Genomic DNA, 18771 nt, shown 5'->3' with positions numbered 1-18771 from the left:
GATTCCCAACTAGGCCGAGACCATGTTTATACTTGCTGCACTCTATCATTTTACTCCGTTTGAAGACCCCGCCGCGATGCAGGGGCCGCTGCAAGACGTTTGCCGCAAGAACGGTATTTCGGGCTCGCTTCTGATTGCGCGAGAGGGGATTAACGGGACGATTGCGGGCCACCGCGCGGGGCTTGACACGGTGCTGGCCTATATCCGTGCACTGCCCGGATGTGCCACGCTGGAGTGGAAAGAAAGCACGGCGGCGCACCAGCCGTTTGCGCGGATGAAGGTGAAGCTCAAGAAAGAGATTGTCACCATGGGGCAGCCCGATGTGGACCCGCGCGCACATGTGGGCAACTATGTGGAGCCCGAGGACTGGAACGATTTGATTTTGGCCGAGGATGTGGCCGTGATTGACACGCGCAACGACTATGAGGTTGCGATTGGCACGTTTGAGGGCGCGGTTGACCCTGAGACAGCAAGCTTCCGCGAGTTTCCTGCCTGGTGGGAAGCAAACAAAGAGCGCTTTCACAACAAGCGGATTGCGATGTTTTGCACGGGCGGTATCCGCTGTGAGAAATCAACGAACTATCTGCTCGGGCAGGGGATCGAGGATGTGTATCACCTGAAGGGCGGCATTCTGAAGTATCTTGAGAAGGTGCCTGAGGCAGAGAGCACGTGGAACGGGGAGTGCTTTGTTTTTGACGGGCGCGTCTCTGTCGGCCATGGCTTGCGCGAGGGGCCACACGAGCTTTGCCATGCCTGCCGCCGCCCTGTTTTGCCTGAAGACAAACTGCGCCCCGAGTGGGAGCAGGGGGTGTCTTGCCACCAGTGCATTGGCGAGACGACGGAGGAGGATAAGGGCCGCTTTCGCGAGCGTCAGAAGCAGATACGGCTGGCAGCGGAACGTGGCGTGCAGCACATCAAGGTTGATGTGCCGATCGAACCTGCGGGATGACGCCTGTTTTGGCGATGTCTGAAGCGGCAGTGCCGAACGGAACGCGGGCCGGGTAGCGGCTGCTCCTGATTGGCAGGTTTTCCCCGTGCGACGGAGCTTCAATTCAAATCATCGGAACCAATTCTCGGCGGCTGAGTTTCTATTCTGTAACTGCTGCATTCATTCATGAGCGCTTTGCTGCCTCAGGGATTCGGCAGAATAGAAACGAGGAGAACGAGATGAATATCCTTAAATCAACCGTTTGCGCTTTTGCCTTGTCGGCTGTCGCGACCATGGGTTTTGCTGAAATGCCCAAAGTTTCGGACGTTGAAGTGAAGGCCAATCTGGCCGCCATCGCGGAATCGGATGCGCTGACCTACTGGCCGGATATCAACGAAGACCTACGGGCCGCTATTGCCAGCAGGGTGGAAGCGAGTGAAGACGACGATGCCTACCGGGTCGACGTGTCTTTGGATGAAGTGAAGCTGGACGGCCTTTATGTTTTGCCGAACAACGGCGAATTCAACCAGATGGAAGGTGTTGTGCAGGTCTATGGTATGAAGCCGGGTGGAGCGAGTGAAAGCACGGGTGAGACAGGCGAGCTTCTAACGAGCTATCCTGTCAAGCTTGAGGCGTTCAGTGAAGAAGCGCCCGCACGAGAAGGTGTTGTCCGTATTCCGCCGAGTGAGGGCGATTTCTACAACGCCCTGATCAACGCTTTTGCCGACCAAGTCGTTGAAAACCTGAACAACATGTAACGACTGCGGATGGGCCAAACGGCGCTCATTTGGAGTGGCTGGCACTTATCAGCTATTACCCTCGGACGATAATGTGCCAGCCTGTATTCACGATTATCCACCACCAGAAGGGGATTCGAAAATGTACAAACTATTTCTGACCATACCGCTTGTTGCTGCTCTTGGGGCTTGTGAAACAACCGACCAGAGCACAGCCGCAGGCGCTTTGACCGGAGCTGTGATCGGCACGGCTGTGTCGAGTTCTGATGACAGGGCCAAAGGGGCTATCATCGGCGGTGTTGCCGGTGCGGTTGCCGGAAACATGATCGGCAGGGCCAACACGCCCGGCGACTGTGTTTACCAATACCCTAACGGCCAACGCTATGTTGCTGCTTGCCCGTCTTGATCGGGTCCGGCTTGATCTGAGAACATAATTATGAATGTAAAACACCGCAGCTTGTTCGCTGCGGTGTTTTACATTTGGAAAGGTGTTGCCTAGTCGCTCACAGATGTGGCCAGACCAAAGGCCGAACCGATCAGGCCGAAGAGCGCGCGGACGGCGTTGACGGCGGATTCTGTGGCGAGGATTGTGTCACCGGGCTGGATCTGGAAGTTGCGTGCGGCGAAGAGGCCATCGGCATTGCGCAGATCAAAGGTGAAGACAACATAGGGCAGGTCGGGAGTAGCCGGGCTAGTGCTGGTCTGCTTGGCGGAATACTCGCGCAGCACCAGAACAGCCTTGAGGTTGGCGCGGGAATCCGAGAGACCACCGAGCATCGACAAGGCTTCGATCGCGGTGATGTTTTCCTTATCGAAATAGACGATCTCTTCGGTGCCCGTTGCGCCGAGAGCGGTGAAGTAACGGTCGTCCTCGCGGACCATAACCTTATCACCGCCATGCATGACGATATTATGCGACTGCTCGGTGAAGAGCTTGTCGGCGCGGATATTGTACATTTTGGAGCCGCGAATAAGGCGCACAAGCGGGTTCCGTAGTGAACTGTCGATGCCGCCACCCTGCGAGATCAGGCTGAGGATTGAATAATTGCGGTTTGGCAGCGGGTAGGTGCCCGGTGAGGGAACGCCTGTGACAAGGTCCACAGAGTTTTGCGTTCCGGCGGTGAGCATGAGCTGCACCTGTGCGGAAGGCGAAATTTCGGTGAGGAGAGTCTGGATATTACGGCGGGCGTCGTTGGGTGTCATACCGCTGACAACGACTTCGTCGAGGTAGGGCACAAAGATCGCACCAGAGGGGGAAACGGTGAGGCCGCGCATCTCGGTTGACTTTTGGCCCGGACCCGCGAGCAGCGAGTTTTCGTTGTTGTCCCAGATGATAAGGTCGACGATGTCGCCCGCGTTGATTGTGTTGCTGTTCGGGCCCCTTGTCTTGGTGGGCCAGTGGTAATGCGTGCTTTTGCTGGTGCCTGGCCATTGGGCCAGATTTGGAAGCTGGGCGCGTGTGACTTCAACCACTTGAAAGCTGGGCGTGTCTGTCTTTTTTTCATGCACGACTTCCTGCATCAGGGCAGCGCCGCGTGGCAACGAGCAAGCGGCGAGAGACAAAGCAAGAATGGCCGCAAGGCAGCAGCGAATAAATAGGCGCACGAGTATCCCCCCAGAGACAAATTTAGGTGCTCGGGTCTGTTTACACGCTATATGGAGTGCTAGAAAGGCCTAATAACCAAAGGAGGGTATTTTTTGAAGACTGTGCTGATCCTTGGAAAAAATGGCAAGCTTGGCAGTGCTTTACAGCGGTTTTGGAGTGCGTGTCCGGCTGATGGGCTGGAGTGTATCTGGCTTGGACGGGAGGATTTGGACAGGCCTGTTCCCGAGGCGGCGGCCGTTGTTGCGCTTTGGGGGGTGACACATGGCGATTCGGACGCATTGGCGCGCAATGTGGCTTTGGCCGAGGCGGCGCGTGTATTGGCAAAGGCGGCCGGAGCGGCGCGTGTTCTGCATCTGTCGAGCGCGGCTGTGTATGGCGCGGGTGAAGGTGTTTTGAATGAGACTGCGCCGATGCAACCAATGGGGGCATACGGGCAAGCGAAGGCAGATATGGAAGCGCGGATTGCGCTGTTCGGGGATAGGCCACGCAACTGTGTTTTGCGGCTGGCCAATGTGGCGGGGTGCGACAGTATTTTCCGCACCCTTGCGGAGGGGCGAGTGCCCGAGATTGACCGTTTTGATGACGGGCAGGGACCGCTCCGAAGCTATATCGGTGTGCCCGAGTTTGCACGGGTTCTGGAGGCATTGTTGACGCTGCCTTTGGCCGATTTGCCCGCTGTGCTGAATGTGGCGCAGCCGAGTGTGGCTGCCATGAACGAGATTTGCGAGGCTGCAGGTACGACTGTGCGCTGGATCCCGCAGCGGGCGGGGGCTGTGCAGAAGGTGGAACTGGACGTGAGTGCTTTGAGCGGGATCGTGGCGCTGCCGGAAGTCAGCGCTGTGGCGCTTGTTGAAAGCTGGCGGCGGTTCGGGGGCTGGGCATGAGCGTGAGCAAGCGGGGGATGGACCTTGTTCTGGCGCTGCTGCTGGCGTTTTTCTTGTGGCCTCTGGCGCTGGTGATTGCTGCGCTGATCAAGCTGGGTGACGGGGGCGGCGTGTTCTATGTGGCCGAGCGGATGCGCGGTGTGAATGAGCCGTTCCAGCTTTGGAAGTTTCGCACCATGAGCGCGGCTGTGGCAAACGAAGGCGTTTCGGGGGGGGACAAGGCGGGGCGGATTACGGGTATAGGGCGGTTTTTGCGGCGCACGCGGCTGGATGAATTGCCCCAACTCTGGAACATATTGCGCGGGGATATCAGCTTTGTCGGCCCGCGCCCGCCGCTGCGGCGCTATGTCGAGATGTTTCCGGCGCTTTACGGCGAGGTGCTGAAGGCGCGGCCCGGGGTGACGGGGCTGGCAACGCTGGCGTTTCACCGCCGTGAGGAGGCTCTTTTGGCCGGATGCGGGACGCCTGAGGAAACAGAGGCCGTTTATGTGCGCCGTTGTGTGCCCGTGAAGGCGCGGATTGACATGATTTATGCCCGGGAGCGGAGTTTGTGTTACGATTTGCAGCTGATGGTTGCGACTGTGTTCAGGCGCGTTCCACTCAGAGCGCGGAAAGCCCGCGACTGAGGGCGGTGAAGCTGCCTGCCTCGCTCATATGGCTGTGCAGGCGGGCATTGTAGCCGCCTGTCGTGCCGAGAGATTGCAACAAGGGCGTGAGCTGGCTTGCCGAGAGATTGGACGCGATGAGGCTGCGTAGAAAATCTTGAGTTTTGGTGGCATCAGCGCCTTGGGTTGCGGCCCAATCGGACGCTGTGAGCAACATTTGCACCACGGGAGAGAGCACAGCTTGGGCGGCGAGTATGGCATTGAACTCGGCCTCGCTTTCCATCGCAAAGACATCATGCGCGGCGAAGATTTCGGTGACGAGATCAGAGTGCGGGAAGGCTACGAGCGGCGAGCGGGTATGCTCTATGGCGGGGAAGGGGAGCACGAGGCTGACCGCTTGAGCGGGCGCGACGAGCGCCTGAACGTCGGTAAGCGGCAGGTCGGCGATGAAAGAAATGATGCGCTGACCTTTGCGGAATGGGAGTGCGGGGAGCGCTTCGCGTGCGGTATCGGGCATGAGGCCGAGGAAGAGCACATCGGCGACGGCTGTGACACCTGCGTTATCGGCCACAGAGACGTTTGAATAGGCTGCATTGAGGGCTGTGGCGTTACTGGCGGAACGTTCTGACACTGCGATTTTGTGGCCCAAAGGGGCGAGGGCGTGGACCACGGCTGTTGCAATGGTTCCTGTGCCGATAAATCCGAGGTTCATGAGGCTCTCCTTTGAAGCTTTTGTGCCTGTGGCGGGGGGCGTGCGGAAATGCAAAAGCCCGCGCAGGTTAAGGGCGCGGGCTTTGGATGCTTACAGAAAGAACAATGAGCGGATCAGCGTTTGCGATCGCGGCGCGAAGACATGGGCTGGAAGGCCACGCCAACATGTGCTTCGCAATAGGGTTTGCCTGACTGTGTGGGCAGGCCGCAGAACCAGAAATCATCGGTGGCAGGGTCGCCCACGGGCCATTTGCAGGTGCGCTCGGTGAGCTCCATGAGGGTGAGGCGCTTGGCCTTCTTCTCGACTTCGCTGACTTTTGCGAGCGCTTCGGCGCTGATCTCGTTGTTGGAGGGTTGCGGTGGAAGCGGCTGCCCTGCAGGAATGATCGCGCGGCGCGCGGCGCTTTTGGGAATGGGCTTGGGTTCGACTTCGGGCTCGCTGCTGGCCTCGACCGGCGCAGTTTCGGCTACTTTGGGCTTTTTCGCAGCGGGCGCGGCCTTGGGCTTTGACGGCTTTTTCGGCGCGGCTGTGCTTGGTTTTGCATCGGTTTTGGCCGCGCCGGTTGTGGTGCGGTTGGACAGGCCGAGGCGATGAACCTTGCCGATCACCGCGTTGCGGGTGACGCCGCCAAGCTCTTTGGCGATCTGGCTGGCTGACTGGCCTTCGCCCCACATCTTTTTCAATACTTCTACGCGGTCGTCTGTCCAGGACATGCGGTTTCCTTGAGGTTGGGAGGGGCTTGCGCACGCGTGCGGGCCAAAAATCTGATCAGTTCCCTATTCTAAGCATCGTGAGCGCGGATACAAGGTGCAGAATCACTCCGGAGATGATGCTGCGGGTTTGAGTTGGCTTTCGCGCCACGCAAGGAGGCCTGCGCCAGACAGAATAACCAATGCGCCGAGGGCCGTGACGGCATCGGGCCATGCGTTGAACAGGGCTGCATCATAGGCGGCTGCGAAGATGAGCGTAGTGAAGGCAAAGGGCGCGATATAGCTTGCTTCGGCCCGTGCCATGGCGCTGACGTAGAAGAATTGCGCGCAGGCCATGGCCGAGCCGACCCCCGCGAGGACGAGCCATTGCGCCGCCGTTGGCATATGCCAGACCGGAAGCACCGCGAGGCTGGCTATGGCGAGGCCCATTGTATTGTTGACGAAGAGGATTTGCATGGGCTGCTCGGCGCTGGCGAGGCGTTTGATGAAAATAACTTCAAGCCCCATGAATATGGCTGCGGCAAGGGCGAAGAGCGCGCCGAATTCGAAGCTGGCAGGCGAAGGGCGCAGGAGGATAAGCGCGCCGCAAAATGCGATGGCGGCGGCGCTCCAGCGAATGGGGCCGACTTTTTCACCGAGCAGGGGAATGGCGAAAACCATGGCGAAAACAGGGTTGAGAAAGCTGATCGCTGTGGCATCGGCCATTGGGATAAAGGCGATGGCGGTGAACATCAGCGTGATGCCGCTCCAGCCGACAAAGGAGCGCGCGGCATGGAGCTTTAGGTTTGGCTGCACGATGCGCTGGCGGGTGGCAAGGACCAGGGAGGAAATGAGCAGAAAGGCAAAGACAAAGCGGCCATGGCTGATTTGTAGGGGGTGTAGGGGCGGGCCGAAACGCGGATCGGAGGCAAGTTTTGCCATCAGCGTGGAGGACGCAATGAAGAACGTCGCGGTGAGCATGAGGATGACGGCGCGGCGCGCGTTGGGGAGGGCGAGAGCTTTCATGATGCCAAGCGATAGAGAACTGTGGCACGGGGGCAAGCTGTTTTTGCTTTCCTTGGGTGCGGAGCGCTGCTAACGATACGGCATGTGCAACGCTGTGATCTCTTTCTTCTCACGACGCCGACGAGCTTAAGCTCGGCGATAGCACGGCTATGGGCGCGGCCTTGAGGCGCTCTTTTCTCACATAATGTTGACTATGCCCGCCTGCTTCGGCACTTATCGGGCTTCTTATAAAGGACAGGACTATGACCTCTTCCGCGATCCCTTCTATTTTGCCAACCTATAACCGTGCGCCTTTGAGCTTTGTTAAGGGCGAGGGGAGCTGGCTCACGGAAGCGGACGGGCGACGCTTTCTGGACCTTGGGGCGGGCATTGCTGTGAATGCACTGGGCCATGCGAACCCTCAGCTGGTTGAGGCTCTCACCGAGCAGGCGGGCAAGATCTGGCACCTCTCCAATCTCTACGAAATTCCGCAACAGCAAGCCTTGGCGGACAAGCTGGTGGAAGAGACCTTTGCGGACACGGTTTTCTTTACCAATTCGGGCACGGAAGCTTGCGAGCTGGCTGTGAAAATGGTGCGGAAGTATTGGTACGAGAAGGGCCAGCCCGAGCGCGTTGAAATCATCACGTTTAGCGGCTCGTTTCACGGGCGTTCCTCGGCAGCTATGGCCGCGGCGGGCAGCGAGAAAATGACCAAGGGTTTTGGCCCTTTGCTGGGCGGATTTACCCACCTTGAGTGGGGCGATATTGACGCGCTGCGTGAGGCGGTGAGCGACAGCACTGCCGCTGTGATGCTTGAGCCTGTTCAGGGTGAAGGTGGCATCCGGGTTTTGCCAGATGCCGACCTTAGGGCCATTCGCGAGATTTGCGATGACGTCGGCGCGCTGCTTGTTCTGGACGAAGTTCAGTGCGGTGTTGGCCGGACGGGCAAGCTTTTTGCGCATGAATGGGCGGGAATTACGCCTGACATTATGATGGTGGCCAAGGGTATTGGCGGGGGCTTTCCGCTTGGGTGTGTTCTGGCCAAGGCCGAGGCTGCGAGCGGTATGGTGGCGGGCACGCATGGCAGCACCTACGGGGGCAACCCTTTGGGCTGTGCCGTCGGGCTCAGGGTGATGGAGATTGTTTCTGATCCTGACTTTCTGGCAAGTGTGAATGCCCGTGCAGGCGGGATGCGGCAGAAGCTCGAAGGGCTGGTTGCAGCGCATCCCGATGTGTTTGAAGAGGTGCGCGGAACGGGACTTATTCTTGGGCTCAAGTGCAAGGTCGCGCCAGCAGACTTTGTGAAAGCGGGCTATGACGCAGGTGTGCTTTCTGTGCCTGCGGCGGATAATGTTGTGCGGATTTTGCCGGCGCTCACCATTTCGGAAGAGGACATTGCAGAGGCGGTTGACCGCTTGGACACGGCAGCAGGCGCCATCAGCGAAGGACTGAAATCATGAACCATTTTCTCGATATTCATAAGACGAGCAAGGATGACTTGCGCGGGATGATTGACCAGGCAGCGGCTATGAAAGTGGCGCGTGCAGGGCGGCCCAAGGGCGAGCTTGACGACGAGCGCCCTCTGGAAGGCCATATGGTTGCGCTGATCTTTGAAAAGCCGAGCACGCGGACGCGGGTGAGTTTTGATGTGGGTGTGCGCCAGATGGGCGGGCAGACCATGCTTCTGACGGGCAGCGAGATGCAGCTTGGACACGGCGAGACGATTGCCGACACTGCCAAGGTTTTGAGCCGTTATGTCGACCTGATCATGATCCGCACGTTTGACGAAAGCGTGCTTCTGGAGATGGCGGAACATGCCACTGTGCCGGTGATCAACGGGCTGACGGACCGCACTCATCCCTGCCAGATCATGGCGGATGTGCTGACCTATGAGGAGCATCGCGGCTCTATAAAGGGCAAGAAGGTTGTTTGGTGTGGCGACGGAAACAATGTCTGCGCGAGCTTTTTACACGCGGCGGGGCAGTTTGGTTTCGACATGGTTTTTGCAGGTCCGAGCCAGCTTGACCCCGAGGACGAGTTTATCGGGCTTGCGCGCAAAGCGGGTGTGAGCGTGAGCATCGAACGGGACGCGAAAAAGGCCGTTGAAGGAGCCGATCTTGTGGTGACGGACACTTGGGTGAGTATGCATGACGGGCAGAGCACAAAAGAGCGGCGGCACAATATGCTGCGGCCCTATCAGGTGAACGAGGAGCTGATGCGCGCGGCCAAGCCGGATGCACTGTTTATGCATTGCCTGCCTGCGCACCGCGAGGACGAGGCAACGAGCGCTGTGATGGACGGACCCAATTCGGTTATCTTTGACGAGGCCGAGAACCGTTTGCACGCGCAGAAGGCTGTCGTGCGCTGGTGTTTGGGCGTCTGATCTGAAGGAGCGCCTGACGGCGCGCAGGCTTGTTAGATTGCCGGGGGACTGGTCCCCCGGACCCCCTAGGATATTTTCGGCAATAAGAAAGGGTAGAGGGCATTTGACTACTCTGCTTGCGCTTGGGTCCGGGTGTTCTACTGTGTTTGCGCAAACGGGAGAGCTGACATGGTGCGCGCAGATATCGGGATTTACGGGCTTGGCACGATGGGAAGCGCATTGGCGCTGAACCTGGCCGAAAAGGGCTTTGATGTTGCGGTAACAAACCGCGATGCAGACGAGATTTTTGATATTATGCGCGAAGCTGATGCGCTTGCAGGGAAGCTGCATGGGCATGAGGCGCTGGCGGATTTTATCGTTGGGCTGAAGACGCCCCGGGTGATTTTGTTTATGATCCCGTCGGGCACGCCTATGGATGCGATGATCGAAATGGTGGCGCCTTTGCTTCAAGCCGGTGACACGATCATTGACGGGGGCAATGCCAACTTTCACGACACGCGGCGGCGGGCGGCGGCTTTGGCCGAGGTCGATCTGCATTTTGTCGGCATGGGTGTTTCGGGCGGCGAGAAGGGGGCACGGCACGGGCCTTCCATGATGGTGGGAGGCACTGCGCATTCGTGGGAGCAGCTTGAGCCTATGTTGCGGGCGATTGCGGCGCGCTATGAGGGCGACCCTTGTGTGGCGCATCTGGGGCCTGACGGGGCCGGACATTTTGTTAAAACCGTGCACAACGGGATTGAATATGCCGATATGCAGATGATTGCGGAAGCCTATGCGATCATGCGCTTTGGGCTGGGAATGCGGGCAGGCGATATCGGTGCGCAGTTTGAGGCTTGGAACAAGGGGCCGTTGCGTTCGTATCTTATGGAAATCACCGGGGAAATCCTGAGCTACGAGGACGGTGATGTGTTATTTGTGGACCTCATTCGCGATACGGCGGGGCAGAAAGGCACAGGGCGCTGGACTGTGATTGAGGCGCTTCAGATGGGGCAGAGCGCGAGCATGATTGAAGCAGCGGTTGCTGCGCGGAGCTGGTCATCGGAGAAGGATTTGCGAGAGCGGTTGGCGGCGCAATATGGCGCGCAGCGCGAGGCCGTTTCCGTGAGCCTTGAGCAGGTTGAACAGGCGCTGATGGCGGGGCGGATACTGGGATATGCTCAGGGATTTCGCATTTTGCAGCAGGCGGCAGAGGCGTATGACTGGCCGTTGGATTTTGCGAGAATTGCGCAGATATGGCGCGCGGGGTGTATTATCCGCTCGGCGCTGTTGGACGATATAGCTGAAGCTTATACCGCGCATAGCGGCGTGAGGCAGTTGCTTGAAGCGCCGAAGATTGCGGGTAAGTTGAAAGGCGCGATGCCTGGTTTGCGCGCGGTTGCGGGGGCGGCTCTCAGTGGCGGGCACGCGGCACCAGCTTTGACGGGTGCTGTCGGGTTTTATGACAGTATGCGGCAGGGCAGTGGCACGGCAAATATCATTCAGGCGCAGCGGGATTTCTTTGGTCAGCACGGCTTTGAGCGACTTGACCAAGAGGGTAGGCATCATGGGCCTTGGTGGGAGAGTGAGGCTTAACTCACAACTGCGCTCAGGATGTAGAAGATCAGCCCCGACATGACCGCTGCAGCGGGAACTGTGATGACCCATGCCGCGATGATTGTCATGAAGTGCGAACGGCGCACCAGTTTACGGCGGCGGCGCTCTTCGGGGGCGATGCGAAGCTCTTCCGGGAGGGCTTGGGAACTTGTGCGCATACGGTGGGCCGCGTCCCATTCGCGGTAAAAGCCAACACCGAAGACTGCACCCACAGCGATGTGCGTGGAAGACACAGGCAGGCCGAGCCAGCTTGCCACGATGACGGTGATGGCTGCCGACAGCGAGACGCAATAGGCGCGCATCGGGTTGAGCTTGGTGATCTGGCTTCCGACCATGCGGATAAGTTTCGGACCGAAGAGGAAGAGGCCGAAGCTGATGCCGAAGGCGCCGATGATCATGACCCACATCGGGATGGCGACTTTGTCGGCGAAGCTGCCGAACTCGGCGGCGTGGACGATGGCGGCGAGGGGGCCGACGGCATTGGCGACATCGTTGGCGCCATGAGCAAAGCTGAGGAGGGCTGCCGATATCACCAGCGGGATACCGAACAGGGTTTTGAGCGATTTGTTGCGGTTCTCGAGGCCCTCGGCCTGACGGCGGATGAGCGGAATTGTTGTGACCCAGGCGATAACGCCGAGGACGAGCCCGATGAGCAGGGCCATGGGCAAAGTGATATCCATCACATGTTTGAGGCCCTTGAGCGAGAGATAGGAGGCAAAAGCACCTGCCATGATGCCCACGAGAATTGGAACCCAAACGCGGGCGGCGGCGATTTTGTCATCCTGATAGATGACCCGTGACTTGATGAGCGCGAGAAAGGCGGCGGCGATGGCTCCGCCGAGTACAGGGGAGATGACCCAGCTGGCAGCGATTGCGCTCATGGTAGGCCAGTTGACGGCGGCAAAGCCTGCGGCGGCGATGCCTGCACCCATAACACCACCGACGACTGAGTGGGTTGTAGAGACGGGCGCGCCGATCCATGTGGCGAGATTGACCCAGAGCGCGGCCGAGATGAGCGCGGCCATCATGGCCCAGATGAACACATCGCTGGAAGCCATGGTGGAAGGGGCAATGATGCCTTTGGAGATGGTTGAAACCACATCGCCGCCCGCGAGCAGCGCGCCTGCGCTTTCAAACACCACGGCGATGGCGATGGCGCCGCCAAGGGTGAGGGCGTTGGCGCCGACGGCGGGGCCCATATTGTTGGCGACGTCGTTTGCGCCGATGTTGAGCGCCATATACGCACCGAAGACAGCCGCGAGGATAACCACGTAGTTTTGCGGCTCGAAGCCGAAGAAGATTGCTGCGGAGAGACCTGCGAGCACCATGAAGGCCAGCGCAATGCCCGGCCCGACCATGGGACGGGAGACATATTGGGTTGCGTTTTCGAGGTAGGACAGGCGGTGCAGGTCGCGGTCGAGTGTTTCGAGGTGATCTGCGTCGTGCTTGTTGAAATCTGTCATCATGCCCCCCTTGGCGTCGCCTGCTCGGTTAGCCAAGGTTGGGGGGTAATTCAATCAATTTGTCATAAAACTGATGTAAAACCGTTACAAAGCGAGGAGCATATCTTGAAGTTGTGGCTCTCGCACCATGTTTGCCGCTTCCGCAGGGCTGACCCATTTGCGGGTGCGCTGGGAGGCTTCGGGGTATTCATCGCGCATTTCGGTGACTTGCACGGGGAAGACCAGTGTTTCAACGGCGACGGGCAGGCCACCTTTCAGCTCTTTGTCGTAGTTGTAGAGGCCCAGAGCTTTGCCTGTGACCTTGCCTTTGCGCACGCCAGCCTCTTCCCAAGCTTCCTGCAAGGCGGCTTCGGGGGCGTTTTTGCCATCAATCGGCCAACCTTTGGGGATGATCCAGCGGCCAGTGTCACGCGAGGTGACGAGGAGGATTTCCTTGTCATCGCTGTTTTCAAGCGGTTTGTAGCATAGGGCGGCAACTTGCAGCCGCTTCGGGCGGCGCAGGAAGGGGCTTAGGATCTCTTCCCAAGCTTTTTTGAAAGGCTGGTTCATAGGTTTACTGACTATCTGCCACATTTTTTTATATATTATTAAAGTATATATAGTGGTTTTCTTTGTGATTGCAAAGGACTGGCGCGAAAGAACGCTTATGAGCGGCGCTTTGTGCGTAAAGTCGGATCGGCTTTGCGCGGGTCTTCCGGCCAGGGGTGGCGGGGATAGCGGCCGCGCATGTCTTTGCGGACGTCGGAGTAGGATGTGTCCCAGAAGGCGGGGATATCCATTGTGGTTTGCACGGGGCGCTGGGCGGGCGAGAGGAGCGTGACGCGCAAGGGCTTGCCTGCGACAGTCGGGTGCGTTTTCTGGCCGAACATTTCCTGGATACGCAGCGAGATTTCGGGGTCTTCGCCAGAATAATCAATCGGAATCTGGCGGCCCAGAGGTGTGGTGAAATGCGCGGGGGCGTGCTGTGCGAGAAGCTGCGTTTGCTCATAGGTGAGCAGGGCTTGCAGCGGCGCGTGGATATCAAATGCCTTCCATTGTGTATCGGTTTTGATGCCTGTGATGTAGGGGGCAAGCCATGTTTCAAGTGTGCCGAGAAGGGCATCATCGGACATGTCGGGCATGTCATGGCCAGCTTGAGACATGAGCGCAACACGGGCGCGCAGGCGCTCGGCGGCAGGGGAGGGCTTGAGGCCAAGCTCGCGGACGCCCTCGCACATAGCGGTAGAGATGGCCTCTTCGGGGGCATCATTCCATTTACGGGATTGCAGGGCGATCTGGCCGAAGCGCTCTTCCTCGGCCGCCAGCACGCGGCGCTCGCGGCGGGACCAGTGGCAGGATGTTTGCCACGTGATGTCATCCGCGAAGACCTCGCGCAGCTCGGATTCAGATATTTGCAGCGCGGCACGGATACGGGCTTCGCGTGGGTGGCCATCGGTATCGGTGACAACGAGGAGGCGGGCGCTTGCCAGCGGGTCTTCATCGGAAATGTATGTGCCTTTGCCGCCCGAGGTGAGGAAGCGGGGCGCGTCACCTGCCCGACGAAGTGCTATGCGGTCGGGATATGCCTGCGCGGCCATTTGGGCGGGGGTGAGCCGGCTTGCGGTATCAGGCGCGGTGCGGGCGAGGCGCTTGGCCTCTTGGCGCACTTGGGCGAGGGCGGCGTGATTGATTTGGTGCGGAACGGCGTGCGGGTTTTCCAGCGCTTTGAGACGAAGGGAAAGGTCGGCTGGGGCGGCTTTGAGGATGTCGCGCTCGCTTAGGAGCGCAGCAATATTGGCGGCATTTTTACCTGCGAGTGCGAGCATATGGCCAAGCCGTGGGTGCACGGGCAGGGCAGCAAGCACACGCCCATGGGGGGTGATGCGATGCTCTTGATCAAGCGCGCCGAGAGCGAGCAGGAGGCTGCGGGCCTCGGCCAATGTGCCTTCGGGCGGAGCGGTGAGCAGGGGAAGGTCGGCGCTGCCCCAGAGGGCAAGTTCCAGCGCGAAAGGGGCCAGATCGGCGACTTCTATTTCGGCGGGAGCGAAGGCGGGCAGCGCGCCTTCCTCGCCGCGTGTCCAGAGGCGATAGCAGGTTCCTTTCGCCACACGGCCTGCGCGGCCTTGGCGCTGTGTGGCCTCGGCGCGGGAGACCTTTTCCGTGACCAGCCGCGAGAGGCCCGAGCCTGCATCATAGCGCGCGCGGCGGGCGAGGCCGGCATCGAGAACCACACGGACATCCTCAATCGTGAGGGATGTTTCGGCGATGGAAGTTGCCAGCACGATTTTGCGGCCCGACTTGGCCGGGCGGATGGCGGCTTGTTGATCTTTGAAGGGGAGCGCGCCGAAGAGCATGTGCACTGCGGTGCCTTCGGGCACACCCTTTTCCAGGAGGGCGGCGGCGCGACGGATTTCGCCTTCGCCGGGGAGGAAGGCGAGCACCCCCCCCTCCGTCTCGGGCAGCACTGCAAGAATTTGCGCGGCCATGGCCTCGGCAATGCGCGCGCCTTTGGAGAGGGGCTTCTCAAGCCAGCGGGTTTCAACGGGAAAGCTGCGGCCTTCGGATGTGACCACGGGTGCTGCGCCCATGAGCTCGGCCACGGGGGCGGCATCAAGCGTGGCGGACATGACGAGTAGTTTGAGATCGTCGCGCAGGGCATCGGAAATTTCGAGGCAGAGGGCGAGGCCCAGATCGGCGTTGAGGGAGCGCTCGTGGAACTCATCAAAGATCACCATGCCGATGCCTGACAACTCGGGATCGGACTGCAACATGCGGGTGAGGATGCCTTCTGTCACCACTTCGACGCGGGTTTGCTTACTTGTTTTGCTTTCACCACGGATGCGGTAGCCGACGGTTTGGCCGACATTCTCGCCCAGCGTGCCGGCCATATATTCGGCGGCGGAGCGCGCGGCGAGGCGGCGGGGCTCGAGCATGAGGATGCGGCCTGTAACGTTGCCGGATTGCAGGAGCGCGAGAGGCACAACTGTTGTTTTGCCTGCTCCCGGGGGGGCTTGGAGCACGGCACGTGTGCCGCTGTTGAACGCGGCGAGCAGGGCGGGGAGCGCCTCGTGGATGGGCAGTGTTTGCATGAGCCTATGGAGCATGGCGCGGGCTGGACAATCAAGCGGCAAAGAGGGCATATCTTGCACCATGGATATTGAGGCGATCGCAGAAAAGATTATCGGCGGAGATAGGCGGGCTTTGGCGCGGGCGATTACGCTTGTGGAGAGTGGCCGCGAAGACCACCGAGAGCAGGCGCGTGACTTATTGGAGCGGCTGAAAGGGGCGGGGCGGCAGGCCTTGCGCATCGGGCTGTCGGGCACGCCCGGTGTGGGCAAGTCGACGTTTATCGAGAGTTTTGGCCTCATGCTTGTGAAGGCGGGGCTGCGTGTGGCTGTGCTGGCGGTTGATCCGAGTTCGGCGCGCTCGGGCGGCTCTATTCTGGGCGATAAGACGCGGATGGAGCATCTGAGCCGTGAGCGGAACGCCTTTATCCGCCCCTCTCCGAGCCAGACGCAGCTTGGTGGTGTGGCACGGCGCACACGGGAAGCTGTGGCGCTCTGCGAGGCGGCGGGATTTGATGTGGTTTTGATCGAAACTGTGGGTGTGGGCCAGTCGGAGACAGTTGTTGCCGAGATGTCGGATTTGTTTGTGCTTCTGCTTGCTCCGGCGGGGGGCGACGAGCTTCAAGGGGTGAAGCGGGGCATTATGGAAATGGCCGATCTGATACTTGTGAATAAGGCGGATGGCGACCTCAAGGCCGCGGCAACGCGGACCTGTGCGGATTATTCGGGGGCTTTGCGGCTCTTGCGCAAGCGGGCGCAAGACCCTGAGGGTTACCCCAAGGCGATGACTGTTTCGGCGGTTGAGGAGCACGGGCTGGCAGAGGCTTGGGCTGCGATGCAGGAGCTTTCCGGCTGGCGGCAGGCGAACGGGCATTTTGACGCCACCCGCGCGCGACAGGCGCGGCACTGGTTTGCGGAAGATGTGCGCCAAGGGCTTCTGGCGCGGTTACAGACGGGTGACATGCGCGCAGTTATGGATGCGCTGGCTGCACAGGTTGAGACGGGAGAGATCACGCCCTCCGCTGCCGCTGCCGAGGCGTTGGAAAAGTTGGGCGGTTAACCCCGGGTTTTCAGAAAGCATGAACACGGGTTTTTGCGGTACGAAAAAAGGCGGCGGCTTTGGCTGCTTGCGCCGTGTGACACTTGATTTGTGAGGTCGGGACGAGCTGAAATGTCGCTCTGTGACAGGAGCGAAGCTATGACCATCCGTTATCTCAAATCATCCAACAAAGCTGCCGGGGCCGAGGCCGGAGCTGATGTGGCCGATACGGTTTCGGTGATGCTGGCGCGGATCAAGGCCGGTGGCGAGGGTGCTGCGCGCGACTATGCCCAGCGGCTTGATGGCTGGGACGGTGACGTTGTTGTGAGTGAAGGGGCCGTTGCAGAGGCGGTGCGCTCGGTTCCGCAGGGCCTGAAGGATGATATAGCTTGGGCGCATGAGAATATCTGCCGTTTTGCCGAGGCGCAGCTTGCGACTGTGAGTGAAATGGAAGTGGAACTGCGGCCAGGGCTTTTTGCGGGGCAGAAGCTTATTCCTTTGAGAGCAGCCGGGGCTTATGTGCCCGGTGGGCGCTATGCGCATATTGCCAGTGCTTTGATGACGATCACCACAGCGAAGGTTGCGGGTGTGGCGCATATCACGGCCTGTTCGCCGCCCAAGCCTACGCAAGGGATACACCCCGCGATTTTGTATGCGATGCAGCTTGCAGGTGCGGACCGTATCCTTGCTATGGGTGGTGTGCAGGGCATTGCCGCTATGGCGGGCGGGCTGTTTGGCGCCGTGCCTGCCGATATTTTGATCGGGCCGGGAAACGCTTATGTGGCCGAGGCCAAGCGGCAGATGTTCGGACCTGTCGGGATTGATATGTTTGCGGGGCCGACTGACAGTATGGTGATCGCGGATGCAAGCGCTGATGCTTATACGGTGGCTTGGGATCTTGTTTCGCAGGCAGAGCATGGAGACAATTCGCCAGTGTGGCTTGTGACAGACTGCGAGGCTTTGGCGCGGGATGTTATGAGGCTCGTGCCTGAGTTGATTGCAGAGTTGCCGCCTGTAAACAGCGCGGCGGCAAGTGCGGCCTGGCGTGATTTGGGCGAGGTGATTTTGTGCGGATCGCGCGGCGAAATGGCCGGGGTTTCAAACCGCTATGGGCCAGAGCATTTGCATGTGCAGGCCGCTGATCTGGACTGGTGGGCGGGGGCGCTGACCTGCTATGGCTCGCTGTTTTTGGGGGCAGAGACGACTGTGAGCTTTGGTGACAAGGCGGCAGGGCCGAACCACACGCTGCCCACCTCGGGGGCTGCACGCTACACGGGGGGGCTGTCTGTCCATAAGTTTTTGAAAACCGTGACGTGGCAACGTGTGGACGGCGAAGCGTTGCCCGAGCTGGCGCGGGTGACAGCGCGTATTTCGCGCCACGAAGGCATGGAAGGACACGCCCGGGCGGCAGAGCTGAGGCTTGACGGCTTGGTGCCAAAGAAGCGGCTGGCGGTGGGGTAGCCTAGCCGCAGATTTGTTCGGAGGTGTCCGCATATTCGCGGTATTTTTTCCAGAAACGCTCATTGTTTGGATTGTCGGACTGGCGGATGTCCTGCGCTTTTTGCGGATCACGATAGAATGACGCTGCGAGGGACTGGTCACGGCTTGAAAGGCTCATGTTGGCTACCGCTTGAATGCAGCCGCAAAGTTGTGAAGAGCGGGCCTTGCGATCGGAGGCCATGCACGCGCGGGAAATGGGGCCGGACGCTGTGCTCGGGGCTGAGACGCGGGCATAGCGGTCGGCGGATTTGTAGCCACCGCCGCCACAGGCAACGAGGAAGACAAGGGAGGCCAGGGCGAAAAATTTGGTCATGGTTACTGCTCTCATTTGGGCTATGCTGCCCGTTTTGCCCTGTTATGGCCGAAGTTGCGCCGATTTTCAATGACAAGCGCGTGAGGTCTTGCGCTTTGGTTGTGGCTTTCGCGGGGCGCTCCGCTGGAGAGGGCTGGTTTGTGGGTGTGCTGTCGGATTTGGATATTTTTGGAAAGAGGAAGGGGGTTTATCAGGGAAAGCAAACGAAGAGAGGATTTTGCTGCCAAACAGGCGCACAAGCCTTGGTAACTTAGCTTGACGGGGCTTGAA

The 18771-nt window shown here is 59.7% G+C and carries 18 protein-coding genes; 10 read left to right on the top strand and 8 right to left on the bottom strand.

Features of this window, described 5'->3' with window-relative positions; genetic code table 11:
* Positions 1-22 precede the first annotated feature (22 nt).
* The 3 genes from OE750_RS10495 to OE750_RS10485 all read left to right on the top strand — a co-directional run bounded on the left by OE750_RS10495 (position 23) and on the right by OE750_RS10485 (position 2071).
* Entirely contained in the window at positions 23-949 is a 927-nt protein-coding gene (locus OE750_RS10495; RefSeq protein ID WP_263764136.1) for a rhodanese-related sulfurtransferase, read from the top strand.
* A gap of 218 nt (positions 950-1167) precedes the next feature.
* Complete coding sequence (locus OE750_RS10490) at positions 1168-1686, top strand: hypothetical protein (RefSeq protein WP_263764135.1); 519 nt, start codon at positions 1168-1170, stop codon at positions 1684-1686.
* A gap of 121 nt (positions 1687-1807) precedes the next feature.
* Positions 1808-2071, top strand: a complete 264-nt coding sequence (locus tag OE750_RS10485; protein WP_263764134.1) for a glycine zipper 2TM domain-containing protein — start codon at positions 1808-1810, stop codon at positions 2069-2071.
* A gap of 89 nt (positions 2072-2160) precedes the next feature.
* Here OE750_RS10485 and OE750_RS10480 read toward each other — a convergent pair whose 3' ends face one another.
* Positions 2161-3270, bottom strand: a complete 1110-nt coding sequence (locus OE750_RS10480) for a polysaccharide biosynthesis/export family protein (protein ID WP_263764133.1) — start codon at positions 3268-3270, stop codon at positions 2161-2163.
* A gap of 102 nt (positions 3271-3372) precedes the next feature.
* Here OE750_RS10480 and OE750_RS10475 point away from each other — a divergent pair, with 102 nt between their 5' ends.
* Positions 3373-4155, top strand: coding sequence for an NAD-dependent epimerase/dehydratase family protein (locus tag OE750_RS10475; RefSeq protein ID WP_263764261.1), 783 nt, complete (start codon positions 3373-3375; stop codon positions 4153-4155).
* Positions 4152-4781 carry a sugar transferase gene (locus tag OE750_RS10470; protein WP_318527996.1) on the top strand — a complete coding sequence of 210 codons (630 nt, stop codon included), beginning with the start codon at positions 4152-4154 and terminating at the stop codon, positions 4779-4781. Before OE750_RS10475 ends, OE750_RS10470 begins: the two co-directional genes overlap by 4 nt.
* On the opposite strand, the gene OE750_RS10465 is transcribed toward OE750_RS10470, so the two are convergent.
* The 3 genes from OE750_RS10465 to OE750_RS10455 form a co-directional block, all read right to left on the bottom strand.
* On the bottom strand, positions 4756-5472 hold the full coding sequence (locus tag OE750_RS10465) for an NAD(P)-binding domain-containing protein (RefSeq protein WP_263764132.1): 717 nt from the start codon (positions 5470-5472) through the stop codon (positions 4756-4758). The two genes, OE750_RS10470 and OE750_RS10465, sit on opposite strands and share 26 nt — an antisense overlap.
* A gap of 113 nt (positions 5473-5585) precedes the next feature.
* Positions 5586-6185: a GcrA family cell cycle regulator gene (locus tag OE750_RS10460; protein WP_263764131.1), complete on the bottom strand. Its 600-nt coding sequence runs from the start codon at positions 6183-6185 to the stop codon at positions 5586-5588.
* Between the two features lie 102 nt (positions 6186-6287).
* Positions 6288-7187, bottom strand: coding sequence for a DMT family transporter (locus OE750_RS10455; protein ID WP_263764130.1), 900 nt, complete (start codon positions 7185-7187; stop codon positions 6288-6290).
* A 242-nt stretch (positions 7188-7429) separates the two neighbouring features.
* On the opposite strand from OE750_RS10455, the gene OE750_RS10450 reads away from it, so the two are divergent.
* From OE750_RS10450 to gndA, 3 genes are all read left to right on the top strand, one after another.
* Positions 7430-8626 carry an aspartate aminotransferase family protein gene (locus OE750_RS10450; RefSeq protein WP_263764129.1) on the top strand — a complete coding sequence of 399 codons (1197 nt, stop codon included), beginning with the start codon at positions 7430-7432 and terminating at the stop codon, positions 8624-8626.
* The gene (gene argF, locus OE750_RS10445) at positions 8623-9549 is read left to right on the top strand and encodes an ornithine carbamoyltransferase (protein ID WP_263764128.1); all 927 of its coding nucleotides are present in this window, start codon (positions 8623-8625) and stop codon (positions 9547-9549) included. The genes OE750_RS10450 and argF overlap by 4 nt, the downstream gene beginning before the upstream one ends.
* Before the next feature lie 168 nt (positions 9550-9717).
* Positions 9718-11121: an NADP-dependent phosphogluconate dehydrogenase gene (gene gndA / locus OE750_RS10440; RefSeq protein ID WP_263764127.1), complete on the top strand. Its 1404-nt coding sequence runs from the start codon at positions 9718-9720 to the stop codon at positions 11119-11121.
* Here gndA and OE750_RS10435 read toward each other — a convergent pair.
* The 3 genes from OE750_RS10435 to hrpB all read right to left on the bottom strand — a co-directional run bounded on the left by OE750_RS10435 (position 11118) and on the right by hrpB (position 15673).
* The gene (locus OE750_RS10435) at positions 11118-12605 is read right to left on the bottom strand and encodes an inorganic phosphate transporter (protein WP_263764126.1); all 1488 of its coding nucleotides are present in this window, start codon (positions 12603-12605) and stop codon (positions 11118-11120) included. The genes gndA and OE750_RS10435 overlap by 4 nt on opposite strands.
* Before the next feature lie 84 nt (positions 12606-12689).
* Complete coding sequence (locus OE750_RS10430) at positions 12690-13154, bottom strand: NUDIX hydrolase (protein WP_263764125.1); 465 nt, start codon at positions 13152-13154, stop codon at positions 12690-12692.
* 95 nt (positions 13155-13249) lie between these two features.
* Positions 13250-15673 (bottom strand): ATP-dependent helicase HrpB, encoded by a 2424-nt coding sequence (hrpB, locus tag OE750_RS10425; protein ID WP_263764124.1) that lies wholly within the window; start codon positions 15671-15673, stop codon positions 13250-13252.
* A gap of 61 nt (positions 15674-15734) precedes the next feature.
* On the opposite strand from hrpB, the gene meaB reads away from it, so the two are divergent.
* Both meaB and hisD read left to right on the top strand, forming a co-directional pair.
* A complete protein-coding gene (gene meaB / locus OE750_RS10420; RefSeq protein WP_263764259.1) occupies positions 15735-16709 on the top strand; it encodes a methylmalonyl Co-A mutase-associated GTPase MeaB in 975 nt (324 codons plus the stop codon).
* A gap of 138 nt (positions 16710-16847) precedes the next feature.
* The gene (hisD, locus tag OE750_RS10415) at positions 16848-18149 is read left to right on the top strand and encodes a histidinol dehydrogenase (protein ID WP_263764122.1); all 1302 of its coding nucleotides are present in this window, start codon (positions 16848-16850) and stop codon (positions 18147-18149) included.
* A gap of 1 nt (position 18150) precedes the next feature.
* On the opposite strand, the gene OE750_RS10410 is transcribed toward hisD, so the two are convergent.
* The gene (locus tag OE750_RS10410) at positions 18151-18501 is read right to left on the bottom strand and encodes an arginine transporter (protein ID WP_263764121.1); all 351 of its coding nucleotides are present in this window, start codon (positions 18499-18501) and stop codon (positions 18151-18153) included.
* Positions 18502-18771: the final 270 nt, after the last annotated feature.

This window comes from Lentibacter sp. XHP0401 (assembly GCF_025751535.1).
Lineage (GTDB): Bacteria > Pseudomonadota > Alphaproteobacteria > Rhodobacterales > Rhodobacteraceae > Lentibacter.
Note: the sequence above shows the minus strand (reverse complement) of the source record. Positions and strands in the feature narration are given on the sequence as shown.

Coding starts and splice junctions, on each gene's coding strand:
- OE750_RS10495 (WP_263764136.1), top strand. CDS start 23: ATGTTTATACTTGCTGCACTCTATCATTTTACTCCGTTTGAAGACCCC.
- OE750_RS10490 (WP_263764135.1), top strand. CDS start 1,168: ATGAATATCCTTAAATCAACCGTTTGCGCTTTTGCCTTGTCGGCTGTC.
- OE750_RS10485 (WP_263764134.1), top strand. CDS start 1,808: ATGTACAAACTATTTCTGACCATACCGCTTGTTGCTGCTCTTGGGGCT.
- OE750_RS10470 (WP_318527996.1), top strand. CDS start 4,152: ATGAGCGTGAGCAAGCGGGGGATGGACCTTGTTCTGGCGCTGCTGCTG.
- OE750_RS10465 (WP_263764132.1), bottom strand. CDS start 5,472: ATGAACCTCGGATTTATCGGCACAGGAACCATTGCAACAGCCGTGGTC.
- OE750_RS10460 (WP_263764131.1), bottom strand. CDS start 6,185: ATGTCCTGGACAGACGACCGCGTAGAAGTATTGAAAAAGATGTGGGGC.
- OE750_RS10455 (WP_263764130.1), bottom strand. CDS start 7,187: ATGAAAGCTCTCGCCCTCCCCAACGCGCGCCGCGCCGTCATCCTCATG.
- OE750_RS10450 (WP_263764129.1), top strand. CDS start 7,430: ATGACCTCTTCCGCGATCCCTTCTATTTTGCCAACCTATAACCGTGCG.
- argF (WP_263764128.1), top strand. CDS start 8,623: ATGAACCATTTTCTCGATATTCATAAGACGAGCAAGGATGACTTGCGC.
- gndA (WP_263764127.1), top strand. CDS start 9,718: ATGGTGCGCGCAGATATCGGGATTTACGGGCTTGGCACGATGGGAAGC.
- OE750_RS10435 (WP_263764126.1), bottom strand. CDS start 12,605: ATGACAGATTTCAACAAGCACGACGCAGATCACCTCGAAACACTCGAC.
- OE750_RS10430 (WP_263764125.1), bottom strand. CDS start 13,154: ATGAACCAGCCTTTCAAAAAAGCTTGGGAAGAGATCCTAAGCCCCTTC.
- hrpB (WP_263764124.1), bottom strand. CDS start 15,673: ATGCAAACACTGCCCATCCACGAGGCGCTCCCCGCCCTGCTCGCCGCG.
- meaB (WP_263764259.1), top strand. CDS start 15,735: ATGGATATTGAGGCGATCGCAGAAAAGATTATCGGCGGAGATAGGCGG.
- hisD (WP_263764122.1), top strand. CDS start 16,848: ATGACCATCCGTTATCTCAAATCATCCAACAAAGCTGCCGGGGCCGAG.
- OE750_RS10410 (WP_263764121.1), bottom strand. CDS start 18,501: ATGACCAAATTTTTCGCCCTGGCCTCCCTTGTCTTCCTCGTTGCCTGT.